The organism is Noviherbaspirillum sp. Root189, assembly GCF_001428545.1.
In the GTDB taxonomy this organism is placed as follows: Bacteria; Pseudomonadota; Gammaproteobacteria; order Burkholderiales; family Burkholderiaceae_D; genus Noviherbaspirillum.
The window spans coordinates 255,779-272,760 of record NZ_LMHZ01000056.1; the positions used below are offsets into that span (position 1 = coordinate 255,779).

15 protein-coding genes are annotated in these 16,982 nt (G+C 57.9%); 5 read left to right on the top strand and 10 right to left on the bottom strand.

Features of this window, described 5'->3' with window-relative positions:
- Positions 1 to 43 precede the first annotated feature (43 nt).
- Positions 44 to 229: a hypothetical protein gene (locus ASE07_RS29130; RefSeq protein ID WP_156396958.1), complete on the bottom strand. Its 186-nt coding sequence runs from the start codon at positions 227 to 229 to the stop codon at positions 44 to 46.
- A gap of 54 nt (positions 230 to 283) precedes the next feature.
- The gene (locus ASE07_RS24065) at positions 284 to 1,504 is read right to left on the bottom strand and encodes an ABC transporter substrate-binding protein (RefSeq protein WP_057293346.1); all 1,221 of its coding nucleotides are present in this window, start codon (positions 1,502 to 1,504) and stop codon (positions 284 to 286) included.
- A gap of 469 nt (positions 1,505 to 1,973) precedes the next feature.
- On the opposite strand from ASE07_RS24065, the gene ASE07_RS24070 reads away from it, so the two are divergent.
- The 5 genes from ASE07_RS24070 (at position 1,974) to ASE07_RS24090 (ending at position 6,819) form a co-directional block, all read left to right on the top strand.
- Positions 1,974 to 2,750 (top strand): ABC transporter ATP-binding protein, encoded by a 777-nt coding sequence (locus ASE07_RS24070; protein ID WP_057293347.1) that lies wholly within the window; start codon positions 1,974 to 1,976, stop codon positions 2,748 to 2,750.
- Positions 2,750 to 3,502, top strand: a complete 753-nt coding sequence (locus ASE07_RS24075; protein ID WP_057293348.1) for an ABC transporter ATP-binding protein — start codon at positions 2,750 to 2,752, stop codon at positions 3,500 to 3,502. Before ASE07_RS24070 ends, ASE07_RS24075 begins: the two co-directional genes overlap by 1 nt.
- Positions 3,503 to 3,512: 10 nt before the next feature.
- Positions 3,513 to 4,397: a branched-chain amino acid ABC transporter permease gene (locus ASE07_RS24080; protein WP_057293349.1), complete on the top strand. Its 885-nt coding sequence runs from the start codon at positions 3,513 to 3,515 to the stop codon at positions 4,395 to 4,397.
- A 10-nt stretch (positions 4,398 to 4,407) separates the two neighbouring features.
- On the top strand, positions 4,408 to 5,412 hold the full coding sequence (locus ASE07_RS24085) for a branched-chain amino acid ABC transporter permease (protein ID WP_057293350.1): 1,005 nt from the start codon (positions 4,408 to 4,410) through the stop codon (positions 5,410 to 5,412).
- A gap of 204 nt (positions 5,413 to 5,616) precedes the next feature.
- Entirely contained in the window at positions 5,617 to 6,819 is a 1,203-nt protein-coding gene (locus ASE07_RS24090; RefSeq protein WP_057293351.1) for a YbfB/YjiJ family MFS transporter, read from the top strand.
- Between the two features lie 110 nt (positions 6,820 to 6,929).
- Here ASE07_RS24090 and ASE07_RS24095 read toward each other — a convergent pair whose 3' ends face one another.
- From ASE07_RS24095 to ASE07_RS24130, 8 genes are all read right to left on the bottom strand, one after another.
- On the bottom strand, positions 6,930 to 8,717 hold the full coding sequence (locus tag ASE07_RS24095) for an acyl-CoA dehydrogenase (protein ID WP_057293352.1): 1,788 nt from the start codon (positions 8,715 to 8,717) through the stop codon (positions 6,930 to 6,932).
- 151 nt (positions 8,718 to 8,868) lie between these two features.
- Positions 8,869 to 10,011, bottom strand: coding sequence for a thiolase family protein (locus tag ASE07_RS24100; RefSeq protein ID WP_057293452.1), 1,143 nt, complete (start codon positions 10,009 to 10,011; stop codon positions 8,869 to 8,871).
- An 83-nt stretch (positions 10,012 to 10,094) separates the two neighbouring features.
- On the bottom strand, positions 10,095 to 10,910 hold the full coding sequence (locus tag ASE07_RS24105; protein WP_057293353.1) for an ABC transporter ATP-binding protein: 816 nt from the start codon (positions 10,908 to 10,910) through the stop codon (positions 10,095 to 10,097).
- Positions 10,911 to 10,935: 25 nt separating this feature from the next.
- The gene (locus ASE07_RS24110; RefSeq protein WP_057293354.1) at positions 10,936 to 12,120 is read right to left on the bottom strand and encodes an ABC transporter substrate-binding protein; all 1,185 of its coding nucleotides are present in this window, start codon (positions 12,118 to 12,120) and stop codon (positions 10,936 to 10,938) included.
- Positions 12,121 to 12,157: 37 nt separating this feature from the next.
- On the bottom strand, positions 12,158 to 13,159 hold the full coding sequence (locus ASE07_RS24115) for a branched-chain amino acid ABC transporter permease (RefSeq protein WP_156396977.1): 1,002 nt from the start codon (positions 13,157 to 13,159) through the stop codon (positions 12,158 to 12,160).
- Between the two features lie 50 nt (positions 13,160 to 13,209).
- On the bottom strand, positions 13,210 to 14,088 hold the full coding sequence (locus ASE07_RS24120; RefSeq protein WP_057293453.1) for a branched-chain amino acid ABC transporter permease: 879 nt from the start codon (positions 14,086 to 14,088) through the stop codon (positions 13,210 to 13,212).
- 2 nt (positions 14,089 to 14,090) lie between these two features.
- Positions 14,091 to 14,936 (bottom strand): ABC transporter ATP-binding protein, encoded by an 846-nt coding sequence (locus ASE07_RS24125; protein ID WP_235548592.1) that lies wholly within the window; start codon positions 14,934 to 14,936, stop codon positions 14,091 to 14,093.
- Between the two features lie 13 nt (positions 14,937 to 14,949).
- Complete coding sequence (locus ASE07_RS24130; protein WP_057293356.1) at positions 14,950 to 16,977, bottom strand: NADPH-dependent 2,4-dienoyl-CoA reductase; 2,028 nt, start codon at positions 16,975 to 16,977, stop codon at positions 14,950 to 14,952.
- Positions 16,978 to 16,982: the final 5 nt, after the last annotated feature.

The following is a 16,982-nucleotide window of genomic DNA, read 5'->3' on the forward strand; positions in this document are numbered from 1 at the left end:
CACTCCAGGCTGATGGATCAATATACTATCCGCCTGTTTTACGTCAGCGATTGCCGAGAGTGTGCTCATGAACTTCCTCTGTTGAGTTACGTTGTTCCGGCGTCGCCCAGCCGAGTTCATGTCTGATCTGGTCTGGCTCAGGCGGAGGCCCCGCGTCAATCCTGCGCTTGTGCAACCAGTTCCTGACCAGTTCCTTGCTTGGCGCGACGCCGAACTGTTTAGTGCTCATCGAATGCTACCCAACAAAAGGCGGCGAAGCCAGCCATCGGCTCCGCCAAAATGACTACTTCTTGACCAAAGGACAAGTGCTCTCGGACAAGGGCTGGTATGCCTGATCACGAGGAATCACGTTCTTGATTTTCATGATGTCCCATTCTTCCTTGGACTCGCTAGGCTTTTTTGCTTCGGCAAGGTACATATCATGAATCATTCGGCCGTCTTCACGGATACGACCGCCTTTGGCGAAGAAGTCGTTGATTTCTGTTTCTTTCATCTTCTTCATCACGGCATCGGCGTTGTCCATACCCAAGGTCTGGATCGCCTTCAGGTAATGCATGGTCGCGGAATACATGCCGGCCTGAATCATGGTCGGCATGGCCTTGTGCACATCATAGAAGCGGCGAGACCACTTGCGAGTCTCATCGTTGTAGTCCCAGTAAAAGCCCGTTGTGAACAACAGTCCCTGGGCGGATTTCAGCCCAAGCCCTTTGATGTCGGTGTCAAACACCAGCAGCGTAGCCAGCTTCTGGCCACCGCTGACAATTCCGAATTCCGCCGCCTGGCGCACGGAGTTCTGCGTGTCTTTACCCGCGTTGGCCAAGCCAATCACCTTGGCCTTGGAAGCTTGCGCCTGCAAAAGGAAGGAAGAAAAATCCGATGCCGACAATGGGTGTTTGATGGTGCCTAATACCTTGCCGTTCATTTCCTGGATCACACGCGTCGTGTCCTTTTCCAGAGAATTTCCAAAGGCATAATCAGCAGTGATGAAATACCATGTGTCACCGCCCTCCTTCATGACGGCCCGCCCGGTGCCAGTCGCCAGCGCATAGGTATCATAAACATAGTGAATGCCGTAAGGGGAGCATTCCTTATTGGTGAGCGCGGTCGTTGCAGAACCGGCGAAGATCATCACTCGCTTTTTGTCAGCGCCAAGTTTCTGCATTGCGAGCGATGCAGCAGAATCGGTTGATTCGATGATCATGTCCACCTTATCGGTGTCTATCCATTCACGCGCCTTCGACAAAGCGATGTCGACCTTATTCTGGTAATCGGCGGAGACGACCTCAATCTTCTTCCCATTGACCTTGCCACCGAAGTCCTTGACCGCCAGTTCGACTGCCCTGACGGCGCCGGGGCCGCCGTTGGCAGAATAAACGCCGGTCTTGTCGACAATGACGCCAATCTTGACAACGTCATCGGAAATCTGGGCTGCCGACTGTCCCGATGCGAGGGCGGCTGCGGCTGTAGCCATTATGGTCAATATGTGACGTGCGACCTGCTTCATGTGATTCTCTCCATTTTTAGTTAAGTGTATGACCTGAACGAGGCGGCGCGATAAGCTTGCGCTTTCCGGTACGAGTCCTTCGCGGCGATCCATTGCTTTTTCCGCGACGTCTCCTGCAACCTTTAGGAAGTCGGCCCGGCCGGGCTGAGACACGGGTCTGAGCTGGCTATCTGCAAGGACCGTTCCATATGCGTAAAACGCCATAAAACAAAGTTTCCCGCCCATACCAAGCGTCGGATGTGTCTCGCGAAGACACACATGGCCTCCAATTGTGTTCACGCGGACGACACTTGCGTCAAGTTTAGGTCCTTGCCGTGATGTGCGGTCACTTCTGCCGATCTCCTTGCCATCGTGCAGCGCCGCCATCCGTTCTCCGCTGTCCTAGTTAGCGGAATATTCATGGCACGCTTGTTGCTGTCGTAGCGCGCCGACCCAGATACGAGAGATATTTTCAGGAGATAACATAGAAATGGTGCCAGACGACATCATCTTGGAGACGAAAAATCTTACCAAGGAATTCAAAGGTTTCACCGCAGTACAGAATGTGAACCTGCGCGTACAGCGCGGCAACATCCATGCTCTGATTGGTCCCAATGGGGCGGGCAAGACCACGTGCTTCAACTTGCTGACACGTTTTCTTGCCCCTAGCAAAGGACAGATTCTGTTCAATACACAGGACATCACAAACGTTCCCTCCGCAGGGATTGCCCGGCGAGGCATCATCCGGTCATTTCAGATTTCAGCGGTATTCCCGCATTTGACCGTCCTTCAAAACGTCCGTATTGCGCTTCAACGTACTCTGGGAACGTCATTTCACTTCTGGAAGAGCGAGCGTACGCTGTCGCAACTTGACGCACGGGCCCTGCAGCTGCTCGGCGAGGTCGATCTCGAGCGCTTTGCCGATACCATGACCGTCGACCTTCCTTATGGCCGCAAGCGCGCTCTGGAAATCGCCACGACGCTGGCGATGGAACCAGAGTTGATGCTGCTGGACGAACCGACCCAGGGCATGGGTCATGAGGATGTTCATCGGGTGACCGAGCTGATCAAGAAGGTGTCCGCCGGACGCACCATTCTGATGGTCGAACACAATATGGCCGTCGTGTCAGGCATTTGCGATCGCATCACGGTGTTGCAGCGTGGCGCCGTACTTGCCGAAGGCAGCTATTCCGAAGTTTCGGCGAATGCTCAAGTCATGGAAGCCTATATGGGAAGTACCACTGCGGTACTTGAGGGAGGGCATTGATGAATACCGTAACTGAAGCTGTCATCACCAGACAATCCAAAAGCAACGTGTCCGCGCTTGAAATCCGCGGCTTAAAGGCGTGGTATGGTGAATCGCATGTCCTGCATGGCGTCGACCTGTCGGTGCATCAAGGTGAAGTCGTCACTCTGCTCGGGCGCAATGGCGCGGGACGCACGACCACGCTGAGGGCAATCATGGGACTGACCGGACGCCGCGAAGGCTCCATCAAGATCGGCGGCGTCGAGTCCGTCGGCCTTCCCACACACAGGATTGCTCATCTCGGCGTCGGTTACTGTCCCGAGGAGCGCGGCATCTTCTCGTCCTTGTCGACGGAAGAAAATCTGGTGCTGCCGCCAATGGTGTCGAAGACCGACATGGGAATGTCGATCGACGAAATCTATGCGATGTTTCCCAACCTGAAGGAACGCCGCAACAGTCAGGGCACGCGACTGTCAGGAGGCGAACAGCAGATGCTGGCAGTAGCACGTATCCTGCGCACGGGAGCCAGGTTGCTGCTGCTCGACGAAATCTCGGAAGGGCTGGCGCCGGTCATTGTGCAGGCGCTTGCCCGCATGATCACGGCTCTCAAAGCCAAGGGCTACACCATCATCATGGTGGAGCAGAATTTCCGTTTTGCCGCACCGCTGGCCGACCGTTTCTATGTCATGGAGCATGGTCAGATCGTAGAGCGGTTTGATGCGCAAGAGTTGGAATCGAAGATGCCGGTTCTTAACGAACTGCTTGGCGTGTAAAGGAAAAATCATGGAAATTTTCGGCATTCCTCTGCAAGCCATGCTTAGCCAGCTCATGCTGGGACTGGTGAACGGCTCGTTCTACGCGATGCTGTCGCTCGGCCTGGCGGTCATCTTCGGCCTGCTCAATGTGATTAACTTCGCGCACGGCGCGCTCTACATGATGGGCGCCTTCCTCGCGTGGATGGGCATGAATTACTTTGAAGTCAATTACTGGGTCATGCTGATCGCCGGTCCCCTGCTGGTTGGCGTTTTCGGCGTGATCATCGAAAAGACCATGCTGCGCTGGCTGTACAAGCTCGACCACCTGTACGGGCTGCTGCTGACCTTCGGCATTACGCTGATGCTCGAAGGCCTGTTCCGCTCCTTCTATGGCGTGTCCGGGCAGCCGTATTCGGTGCCTGAGGCGCTTTCAGGTGCGTTCAATCTCGGCTTCATGATCCTTCCCAAATACCGGGCATGGGTCGTTTTCGCATCGCTTGCCATTTGCCTGGCGACCTGGTTCGTGATCGAGAAGACCAAGCTGGGCGCCTATCTGCGCGCCGGCACCGAAAACCCCAAGCTGGTCGAGGCCTTCGGCATCAACGTGCCGCTGATGGTCACGCTCACCTACGGCTTCGGCGTGGCCCTGGCCGCCTTCGCCGGCGTGCTGGCCGCTCCGGTGGTGCAGATCTCTCCGCTGATGGGCTCGAACCTGATCATCGTCGTGTTTGCAGTAGTCGTGATTGGGGGGATGGGATCAATCCTCGGCTCCATCCTCACCGGCCTGGGTTTGGGCATCATTGAGGGCCTGACACGGGTGTTCTATCCCGAACTCTCCGCCACTGTTGTCTTCATCATCATGGCCATCGTGCTGATGATCCGTCCGGCCGGCTTGTTCGGCAAAGAGAAATAAGGAGTTGTCCATGAACAAGAAAGTCGCTTATTCGCTCGCCCTGATTGCCGCATTGGCAGCGCCGTTTCTGGTGTACCCGGTGTTTTTGATGAAGGTGCTGTGCTTTGCGCTGTTTGCCTGCGCCTTCAATTTGCTGATCGGCTTCACCGGCCTGCTGTCGTTCGGCCATGCGGCCTTCTTTGGCGGGGCAGGCTACGTCGCCGGCTATGCGCTGCGCAACATCGGCCTGCCGTTCGAGCTGGGATTGGTGGCAGGCGTGCTGGCCGCGGCGCTGATCGGCCTGGTAATGGGCTTGCTGGCGATCCGCCGCCAGGGCATCTACTTCACCATGATCACGCTGGCGCTGGCACAGATGCTGTTCTTCGTGTTCTTGCAGGCGCCGTTCACCGGTGGCGAGGATGGCATGCAGGGTGTGCCGCGAGGCAAGCTGTTGGGCATGGTGGAACTGTCCAGCGACATGACGCTGTATTACGTGGTGCTGGCCATTGCAGTGGCGGGCTTTGCGGTGATCGTGCGCACGGTGCATTCGCCGTTTGGCCAGGTCATGAAGGCGATCAAGGAAAACGAGCCGCGGGCAATCTCGCTGGGGTATGACGTGGACAAGTACAAGCTGCTCGCCTTTGTGCTGTCGGCGGCGCTGTCGGGGCTGGCGGGCGCGACCAAGACGGTGGTGCTGGGCTTTGAGACGCTGACGGACGTGCACTGGAGTATGTCCGGACTAGTGGTGCTGATGACGCTGGTCGGGGGCCTGGGTACACTGGCTGGCCCGGTGGCAGGTGCGATTGTCATCATTGCGCTGGAAAACAAGCTGGGTGACATGGGCGACTGGCTGGCGGTGACGACCAACATTGAGTGGTTCCGCTCCATCGGTGAATCAGTGACCATCGTGACCGGCTTCATCTTCATCATCTGCGTGCTGGCATTCCGGCGCGGTATCGTCGGCGAATTTGCTGCGCTGGCCAAGCTGAAACATATAACACCGACGGCTACTGGCAAGAATGCCGCCGTTTCCTAGAGCGGATTTCATCGTGGTGTACGGAGCATCGGGTCGACCTGGCGTGCAGGACAAGGCGCGCGAAGTGCCGTGTGGCGGGCCACACAAGCGACAAGCAACGCCGTCCTGCGCGTCAAGGCGGACCGCCCGGGACCTCGCGGAGTAGGAAGGTCGTGGCAGTCCCCGCCTCGGACACGCGAGTCCGCCTACCTTATGGATTGAACAGTGGATAAGTATGCCAACGGCAAGCGATCAACTTTACCAATCGTCCTGGCCGGTGTGGTATCGCTGGCAGTGGCGATGGGAATCGGCAGATTCGCGTTCACGCCGTTGCTGCCTCTGATGATGCGCGATGGCCTAATCGACATTACCATTGGCACGGAATGGGCAGCAGCCAATTACCTCGGCTATCTCCTGGGAGCGCTGACCGCCTCACGCTTTGGCACTCGCCCACTGCGTGGCATGCACTTCAGTCTGATCGGCATCGGGCTCACCACTTTAGGTATTGCCGTCTTCGGCGGTTCTTCATCAACCGCTGGCGCCATCCTGCGTGGAGCTGCAGGGGTCTTCAGTGCCTGGTCACTCGTGTGCACTTCCGGCTGGTGCCTGGGTGAACTCGCGGCGCGCAAGGCATCGGAACGTGGCAGCTGGATATTTACCGGGGTCGGTCTGGGCATCACATTGACTGGATTGTTGACCTGGCTTGGCGCAAACCAAAGCGCAACCGCGCTCTGGGTCGAACTTGGCGCACTGGCGTGTGCAGGAGCAGTCCTTAACATGGCGTGCGCAAAAGGCAGCCTTGTTTCTAGTAGGCCTCCCCTTACCAATAAGGCATCGGGCGCAGGGAATGAACAACATGACACTTTCGCTGTCGTGATCTGTTACAGCGCGTTCGGCGTTGGATACATCATCCCTGCAACCTTTCTGCCGACCATGGCCAGGCAGCTGACATCCAATCCTCAAATCTTCGGACTTGCCTGGCCTCTCTTTGGCTTGGCTGCCGTGATTTCAGTCGCGCTGGTATCGCAGTGGATGGGAGGCTGGTCAAGGGCACGCTTATGGGCGATGGCCCAAGGCTGCATGGCCTTGGGAACGCTTTTGCCGCTGTTTATCACATCGCCATGGTCGATCGCGATGAGTGCCGTACTCGTCGGAGGCACCTTCATGGTGGTCACCATGGCGGGGCTGCAAGCAGCCCGGGAGATGATGCCTGACAACCCCACGGTCCTGGTAGGGCGAATGACTGCCGGGTTTGCGTCCGGGCAGATCCTGGGGCCGTTGTTGGTTCGGATGTTCGATGCTCTCCAGATTGCGGGTTGGGATGGCATTCAATGCTCAAACGCTTTTGCCACACTCTTACTTTTCGCCACCGCAATCTGGCTGTGGCGTATCGACCGTTCCAGATCCCTGCGCGCCCTCTTTTCATAACAGGCATCTTTGCCTACCAGTGACAAGACGGTGGAACGGACCGCGCCAATCTGAAGCGGTCCGTGAGCACTTCCGGAAGCCTGGCGTCATCAAGAAGATGAAGCAGCCTTCTATAGCGCTGTATCGGGGAATTGCAGAACTGCCGGTCCAGCCCGATTCAGCATTTCCATATGCATGGCTACTTGAGGTAGCAGCTGCGCGAAATAGAAGCGTGCCAGCTCGATGATACCTTGCAGGTACACTACGTCGCCTTGTCCTTCGTCTATGGTGTTCTGAGCAACAAGTGCGGCGCGTGTCATCTGCCAGGCACCGCATATCGTTCCGAGCATACGCAGGAAGGAGGTTCCACCGGCAAGAAGCTCACCGATAGTGTCACTTTCATGGCTGAGGATCCAGTCTCGCGCATCCTCAAGCAATGCGAGCGACCGTTCCAGCTCTCTGCCAAGCGAGGTAGTACGTCCATCCTCGAGTGCCTGATGCGACGAGCTCCGGATCTCGGCAATCAGCAGGCCGAGGGCCGCGCCCCCGTCACGCAGGATCTTACGGCTGATTAGGTCGTTCGCTTGAATTCCTGTTGTGCCTTCGTAGATGGCAGTGATCCGCACGTCGCGCAGGTATTGCGCCACGCCCGTTTCTTCAATGAAGCCCATGCCACCGTGGATCTGTATCCCCATGTTGGCGACTTCGATGCCGAGTTCAGTGCTCCAACCTTTGACAACGGGCATGAGCAGATCAACCAGGCTGCGGCATTGCGCCACAGTCACTTCGTCGGGGTGGTGTCGGGCCTTGTCGAACCAACCGGCTGCGACATAGGCAAGCATGCGTGTAGCCATGACGCTGGCTCGCATGACCAGCAGCATCCGCTTGACGTCCGGGTGACGGATGATCGGCACGTTGGCTTCGCCGGTAATCGCATCGCGACCCTGAGTGCGCTCACGCGCATAGGTCAGTGCCTTCTGGTAAGCCCTGTCTCCAAGAGCGATACCCTGCAAGCCAACGTTGAAGCGGCTCTCGTTGACCATCACGAACATGTATTCGAGACCACGACCCGGTTCCCCCACCAGATAGCCGACCGCACCGCCGGCGTCGCCATAGCTCATCGTGCAAGTCGGGCTGCCGTGTATCCCTAGCTTGTGCTCGACCGAGATGCAGTGCATGTCGTTGCGCGCACCGAGCGTACCATCGGCATTGACAAGATACTTCGGAACCAGGAACATCGATATGCCTCGCACGCCCGCGGGCGCACCGGACATGCGTGCCAGAACCAGATGCACGATATTTTCGGCCAGATCATGATCACCGTAGGTGATGAAAATCTTTTGTCCGAATAAACGATAGCTTCCATCGGCGTGCGATTCGGCACGCGTCTGGATCGCACCCAGATCAGAGCCAGCATTCGGTTCAGTCAGATCCATAGTGGCGGTCCATTCGCCACTGACCATACGCGGAATGTAGCACGCCTTGAGATCGTCGCTTGCCGCCCGCATCAGCGTATCAACCGACCCGACCGCCATCGGCGGCAGCAGCGAAAAAGCGAGGTTGGCGGCGAACCACATTTCATTGACTGGTGCCGCGACCGCTTTTGGCAACCCCTGGCCGCCGTATTGCGCCGGCATCGCCAGGCCCACCCATCCGGCGTCGCGGAATTGGGCATAGACCTCGCTCCAGCCAGTCGCCGTCCTGACGACACCATTTTCAACACGGCATCCTTCGGCGTCGCCGACTGGATTCAATGGCGAGAGCACTCCTGACGAAAACTTGCCGGCTTCTTCCAGAATGGCATCAACTAAGTCCGGCGTCGTCTCCTCATAGCCAGGCAGGCGCCCGATTTCGTCGATTCCGGCGAGGCTGGAAAGAATAAACCGCATGTCACGTAGTGGAGCCACATATTCATTCATGGAAAGTCTTCGCTTGCATTAACTCGGTCTCTGACCAAAGGTATGGGTGGTACGGGTTCGCGGCGAATTTGGAAAAGCCGAAGGGCATGCCCATGCCGCGCTGTGGCACATAGCGGAGGAAGCAGGCTCTGCCCCCTCCACGTGCACCACACTACTGCACGGCCTTCAACACCATGGCGATACCCATGCCACCGCCGATGCACTGGGTCGCCAACGCATAGCGTCCTTCGCCACGCATCAGGCGTTGAGCCGCCTTACCGATCAGGCGGCCGCCGGTCGCGCCGAGTGGATGACCGAGCGCGATGGCGCCCCCGTCCACATTCAACTTTCCCGGGGCGATGTCGAGTTCGCGGCGGCAGGCTTCGGCCTGAGCGGCAAACGCTTCGTTCATCTCGACCACATCGATATCTCCAATCGACAGCCCGGCGCGTGCCATTGCCTTGCGACTGGCGCCAATCGGACCAAGACCCATAACGTCGGCGGCGCAGCCGGCAACGGCGAAGCTCACCACTTCCGCTTGCGCACGGAGGCCATGTTTCGAGGCAAACGTGTCGGCGCACACCAGCAGCGCGGTTGCACCGTCCGTCATTGGCGATGTCGTACCGGCTGTGATGGTCCCGTCTTCCAGGAAAGGCGGCTTGAGCTCGGCCATTTTTTCCAGCGAGGGCTGGCGGATGCAGCCGTCCTTGTCGACCACGGTGTTCTCTATCCGGATCGGTACGATTTCATCTGTGAGCCGACCTTCTATCTGCGCCGCGAACGCTTTGGCCTGACTTTCAAAGCCAAACTGATCCTGCATGTCCCGCGTCAGTCCATACATTGCGGCGACGCGCTCGGCGGTCAGGCCGACCTTGATATAGGCGTCCTGCTGTTCCTGGGTCCAGGCGGTCGGCGGTGCCATATTGAAACCATACATAGGTACGCGTGACATGGATTCCACGCCGCCGCAAATGAACGCATCACCGGCATTGGTGGCGATCATGCCGGCTGCATCCTGTACCGATTGCATCGCCGATCCGCACCAGCGGTTGACCGTCACGCCCGACACCGATTCCGGCAGGCCGGCCAGCATAGAAACAATGCGGCCGAGATTGAGACCTTGTTCTCCCTCCGGATACGCACAGCCCCAGATCACGTCCTCGATCTCATCGGCGGGCACATTTACCTTTGCCATCAATGCGCGGATTACCTGCGCACTGAGATCGTCCGGCCGTATGGCGGCCAGCGCGCCTTTACGGGCCGCAGTGAAAGGCGAGCGCACATAGCCCGCGATAAGAGTCTTCTTCGATTGCAACTTATTCTCCAGATAAAATCGGAAATGAAATTTGGCGAACCCGTCACGCATGCAACGGGTTCGATAGCGGACAATCCGGGCGCCTACAGCACTTCGGCTTTTTGTCGCCGGTAGCTGCGCCGGCCGCCTGCCGAATCGCCGTGCACGCCAAGATAGAGTTCCCTGACTTCGGGATTGCTAACCAGGTTCTTGGTCGGACCGCTTAGCACCACTTTGCCGCTCTCCATGATGTAGCCGTGGTGAGCCACCGAAAATGCCATCGACGCGTTTTGCTCAACCAGGAGCATGGACACACCCTGCTCGCCGTTGATGCGAGCGATGATTGAAAAGATTTCCTCGACCAGCTTCGGCGCCAATCCGAGCGATGGCTCGTCCAGCAGAATCAGCTTGGGCTGAGCAACCAGTGCCCGGCCGATCGCCAGCATCTGCTGTTCGCCTCCCGACAGGTAGCCGGCCAGTCCGTTACGTCGTTCGTATAAGCGCGGGAAATATCCGTACACGACGTCGAAGGAATCCTTTAGGCTGACAGCGCTCGCGCCACGACCCGATACCGCGAAGGAGGCCACCTTCAGGTTTTCTTCCACCGTCAGGTCGCCGAAGATGCGGCGGCCTTCCATCACATGGAACATCCCGCGCTTGACCAACTGATCCGGTGCGAACGACGAGGTCGCCACGCCAAGATAATTGATCGTTCCTGACCGGATAGCGCCGTCCTCCAGCGCGAGCACATTCGTGATGGCCTTCAATGCCGTTGACTTGCCGGCACCGTTGGCGCCGAGCAGGGCAACAACACTTCCCTTCCCTACTTTGAGGGAAAGGCCGCACAGGGCCAGTACGGATTTGCCATAAACAACCTCGACGTCGTTGACATCGAGGATGTTTTCGGACTCTTCGTGCATAGGTGCCTCTTTCAGATTCAGTGGCTTACTTAGTGAGGTCGATCCAGTCGGACGCAGCAACGATGGTGTTGCGCTTGGCATCGTACTGATAGACGCGACCAATCGGAATCGAGTTGCCATGCACCGAGATCGGTGCACCGATCAGACCGCCGGTGTCGAAGTCCTTGATCGAATTCAGCGCCGCCTTCAGGTTGGTGCCGTTCAGTTCCTTACCAGCGGCCAGCGTACGCTTGGCACTTTCGGCGAACAGCATGGCAGTCAGAAAGCCCTGGGTGTAGCCAACCTGCTGATACTCCGGCCGCAGCTTGCGGATCTTTTCCAGCATTGGCGAGCTGCCTTCCTTGTCGAAGTAGTAGCGATACGGCATGACGCCCATGAAGCCATCGGCACCGGGTCCCATCTTCTCGACTGTCGTCAGATCCATCGACCATACCGTTCCCATGAAGCGGGTCTTCATCCCCAACCCCTTGGCCTGGGTGATGAATTCCGGGATCGGTGCCAGCGTATAACCGTGGAAGATCGTATAGTCGGGATCGGCGCGGCGCAGCTTCAGCACTTCGGTCGATACGTCAACCGTGCCGGGCGGTGTGGCAATCTGCTGGACGAGGTTCAGGCCGAGCTCCTTGGCATAGGCGACGCTGGACGCGATCGGATCGCGGCCAAACTCGTTATCGGCATAGACCAGCGCTACCTTCGCTTTCGGTGTTGTCTTGGCGATGTGGCGCAACAGGATCTTCACCATTTCTGAATAGTCGGGACCAGGCATGAAGTACAGAGGGTGCTTCTTCGGATCGTTCAGCTCGGTAGCGAACGAAGTACCCGACATGATCATGCTCCCCTTCCGGGCCACTTCCGATGCGATGGTCTTGGTGAATCCCGTAGAGTCGCCATAGTAAAAGTTGACGTTTTCCTTGGAGGTGATCTTGTTAAATACGGCAACCGAAACGTCCACCTTGTAGCCAGTATCTTCCGCCACATAGCGTAGCTTGCGGCCAGCGATGCCGCCTTGCTCGTTCATGAGCGTGGCGTAATCCTGCATCGCGTTATTGTAGCTGGGGGCAGTAGCGGCAAAGATGCCGCTCAACGGGATCGATGCGCCGATCACGAGGTCCGGCTTGGCTTGCGCCATCGCCTGATTCAGCGAAAAGGCCAGGGTGCCGGCAGCGAGGCAGGCGGCAAGGCGAATGGTATTGCGTCTGGATTTGTGCACTTCAGTCTCCTAGGTTTTTATGAAAGAGGGCAGATATTTAATCAGGGCGTTGTTGCCTGCGGCCAAAGAAACGCCGCAAGCGGGGCAGGACTTCGGCCAATCCCTGAGGTTCGAACAGCAGGAAGCCGATAATCAGTGCCCCAAACACGATTGAGCGAACCGCTGGAATGATCGTCATGGAGTCCGGTATCCATGGCCCCAGGAACGTGAACCCGAAACGCAACAGCTCCGGCACAAGCGTCATGAACGCCGCTCCCAGGATGCTGCCACGGATCGTTCCCATGCCGCCGACGATGATCGCGGCGAGGAAGAAGATCGACATCACAATCGGGAAGCTCTCCGGCGTCACGACACGGAAGAAGTATGCCCACAGACCGCCAGCCACCCCCGCGTAGAACGACGACAGGCCGAAACTTAGCAACTTGTACTTTAGCAACGGAATGCCGAGCACCTCAGCCGAGATGTCGCGGTCGCGGATTGCAATGAAGGCGCGACCCACGCGGGTCCGGAAAAGGTTGGCCGCCATCGCCACGAAGAGGATCGCAATGGGGACGATGATCCAGTAGAGCTCGGCCGGCTGGTCGAGCTCGACGCCGAAGATCTGTGCCGGTGCAACAGTTAAGCCCTTGACACCGTTGGTGACCGACTCCCAGTTGGCGAATACGAATTCCAGGATGACCGAGGCCGCGATGGTGGCGATGGCGAGATAGAGTCCTTTGACACGTAGGCTCGGGATGCCGACAACCAGCCCTACCAGCGCAGCTACCGCGCCGGCGACCGGCACATTGAGCAGGAACGAGGTGCCGGCATGGAGCTCGAGCAGGGCAACGGTGTACGCACCGACACCCATGAACGCGGCCTGTCCAAGGCTTGCCAATCCGGTGTAGCCGGACAGGATGTTCAGTCCGGTGGCGCTGATGATGTTAATGGCAATCAGGCATATCCAGTACAGCAAGTACTGGTCGACCAGAAAGGGGACGATTGCAAAAGCGATTGCCGATGCAGCGAAAAGCATTCGTTTCCGATTTCCGTCCGACATTGCCTTTTCGCCTGTGACGCCATTGAGGGCATCGATGTTTCGTGCAGTAGTCATAGTCGATCGATCTCAGCAGTTCCAAGAAGGCCGTGCGGGCGCACCAGCAACATAATCATCAGCAGCGTGAAGGTGGAAATCTGCTTGAACTCACCGCCCAGAAATGCCCCGGCGAACGCTTCAATCAAACCGACAAACATCGCCGCCACCAGCACACCAAGAATCGAGTCCAGTCCGCCCATGATGACCACGGACAGGACCGACAGACCGAACACACCCATTGCGGGAGAAATGCCGCCGACTGTACCCACCAGAATTCCGGCGCCGGACGCGATCATGCAGGCGACGGCCCACGACATCGAATAGACCTTGGGCACGCTGATACCGCACGAGTAGGCAGCGCCGTGATCGCTCGCTGTCGCGCGCAGCGCCAGGCTGCCGCGCCAATAGCGCAGCACCACCAGGAACAAAGCGATGGTTCCCGTTGCCACGACGAGCGCCACTGCCGTCTTGGGCGAGACATAGGCCGGTCCGAGAAACACCGGCTTCTCCTCAACGAACGAGATTAAACGGTGCGGCTCAAGTCCCCACAGCAATTCAACCACGCCGACCACCATCGAGCCGATGCCGATAGTCACCATGAAAATGGAAAGCGGGCTGGTCCCGAGCATGGGTCGAATGATCGTACGCTCGACCACGGCCCCGAACAGTGCGCCGCACGCCAGCACCAGCGGAATCGCCAGCCATGCTGGCAAACCCATGGCGCCGGTAAATCCGAAGAACAGATAGGCGCCCAGCATCAGCGTTTCGCCGATGGCGAGATTGACGACTCGCGTCGTCTTGTAGATCAGGACAAAAGCGACCCCCGTCAGGGCCAGCAAGGCGCTCGATCCAATGCCTGAGAGGGCGATCTCGGCGAGATAAATCCAATCGATCGTCACACGACCTCCTGTGTTGTTACGGCAACGCTCAATTGACCGGCTGCATCGGTACCAAGATAGGCACTGATCACTTCAGGATTGCGCTGTATTTCTTCCGGCTTGCCCTGCGCAATCACCTTGCCGAAACTGAGCACCACCACATGGTCCGAAATGTCCATCACCATCCCCATATCATGTTCGACCATGAGCACCGTGACGCCCCACTCTTCCCGGATGTCCTGGATAAAATGCGCGATCTCTTCGGTTTCTTCGCGGTTCATGCCGGCCACCGGTTCGTCCAGCAGCAGCACCTTGGGTCGCATTGCCAGCGCACGCGCAAGTTCCACGCGCTTCCGGAGCCCGTACGGCAAATTTGCCACAGGCTCATCACGAATGTGGCCGATATCGAGAATCTTGATAATCCGTTCATCGATCTCGGCGCTAAGCGCTTCTTCTTCACGCCTGGCGCGACCTCGGTAGATCAGGCCGTCGAGTAGATTGCTCTTCATATGCGAATGGCGTCCGAGCTTGATGTTGTCCAGCACGGTCATGCCCCGGAATAGCGCGATGTTCTGGAAGGACCGTGCCAGTCCACGCTTGGCGCGTTCGGGGGGCGGCACCCGTGAGATCGATTCCCCCTCGAATAGGATGTCGCCCGAGAACGGCTTGTAAAAACCGGAAATGCAGTTGAACAGGGAAGTCTTGCCGGCACCGTTCGGTCCGATTAGGGCCGTGATAGAACCAGGTGAAACCGAAAAGGACACCTCGCTCAGCGCGTCGATGCCGCCGAACTTCAGCGACAGCTTATTCACCTTCAGCACTGGTTCGGCGGCACCTGTCATTTGCGATGACATAACTTTCATATCGGTGATCTTTCTACAGGCTGTAGGCGAGACGAGTGCCTTCGTCGATTGCGCGTTTAGCATCCAGTTCAGACGCAAAACGAGCACCACCGATGAGAGTTACCCCGATCCCGGCCTTCTCCAGCGGTTGCGCGAGGCTTTGCTCCGGATCCTGGCCCGCGCACATTACAACGGTGTCCACCGGGAGTATGCGCATCTCGCCATCGACACTGTAGTGCAGGCCAGCGTCATCCACCTTGTGATAGGTGCACCCTGTAATCACTGGAACGCCGCGCTTGTTGAGCTTGGCGCGATGTATCCAGCCAGTACTCTTTCCGAGACGCGCGCTGGGTTTCGTATCGCTACGCTGGAGCATAGTAACTTTGCGTGCCGGTGTTTCTTTCACGGGTTCGCGCAAGCCGCCACGTGTCGAAATGCTCGGGTCGACGCCCCAAGCGTCAAAAAATTCCGGATTGGTCGTCACCCCACGCTTTGGCGCCGTCAGCAGTTCAGCGACATCATGGCCGATGCCGCCGGTGCCGATAATCGCGACCTGTTCCCCTACTTGTGCACGGCCGCTGATGACATCGATATAGCCCACCACCTTTGGATGTCCTCGACCTTCAATGTCGGGTATGCGAGGCTTGATGCCGGTGGCAACGATGACGTGGTCGAATTTCTGACGTATTAAATCCTCGGTGTCGGCGAGCACCCCGAGCCGCACTTCGACGCCGCTCTTGTCAAGCCGCTTGCGGAAGTAGCGAATGAGTTCAGAAAACTCCTGTTCCTTCCCTGGAATGCGACGTGCGATATTGAGCTGACCGCCGATATCCTGATTACTTTCGAACAGCACGACCTGATGGCCACGCTCGGCTGCCGTAGCAGCGCACGCCATCCCGGCCGGCCCCGATCCGACGACGGCAATGCGGCGCTTTACTTCCGGTAATTCATCAGAAAACTCGGTCTCGTGGCATGCCTTTGGATTTACCAAGCAAGTGGCGAGGCGATCCGTGAAAATGTGGTCTAGGCAGGCCTGATTGCAGCCAATGCAGGTGTTGATCTCATCTGTTCTGCCGGTCGCTGCCTTGATCACGAATTCTGGATCGGCGAGGAAAGGACGCGCCATCGATACCAGATCGGCCTCGCCTTTAGCAAGGATTTCCTCGGCAGTGGCTGGCATGTTGATCCTGTTCGAAGCAACAACCGGGATAGAGACAACCTTTTTCAGCCGAGCGGCGGCAAAAGCAAATGCGGCACGCGGAACGCTTGTCGCAATTGTAGGTACCACTGATTCATGCCAGCCAATGCCGGTATTTAGCGCATCGGCACCAGCGCTCTCCACGGCACGCGCAAGCTGATTTACTTCTTCGCCGGTGAGGCCACCTTCGACCAAATCGATCGCCGAGATTCGATACATGATGAGAAAACCGGGGCCGAGACTCTCGCGGGTGCGACGCACAATCTCGACCGGGAAGCGGATCCGGTTTTCGAAGGAGCCGCCCCATTTGTCAGTACGTTGATTGGTACGTGGTGCAGTGAACTGCGTAATCAGATAACCTTCGGAGCCCATTAGCTCGATGCCATCGTAGCCCGCCTGACGGGCGAGCAATGCGCATTTGACGAAATCGTTGATTGTGCGCTCCACTTCGTCGGAGCTCATCTCACGCGGTACGCGACGATTGATTGGCGACGCCGATGCACACGGTCCGACGATTTGCGGATGCTTGGCATAGATGCCGGTGTGCAGGACCTGCAACACGATCTTGGCGCCGGCTTCATGCACGGCATCGACAACGGGAGTGTGCTCAAGGAGTTTCTCTTCCGAATCGAGAACCTGCGCACCTTCCTCTACGCGCCCTTCGAAGTTGGGCGAGGTGCCGCCGGTAATAACAAGTCCGACACCGCCACGCGCACGTTCGGAATAGAAAGCGACAAGCCGTGGAATCGCATCGGGTTCATTTTCCAATCGAGTATGGAGGGAACCCATAATGACGCGATTGCGCAATTCATGCGCGCCAACTGTGATCGGTGAAAGCAGGACTGGGTAGTTTTCGTTCGACATTGCTC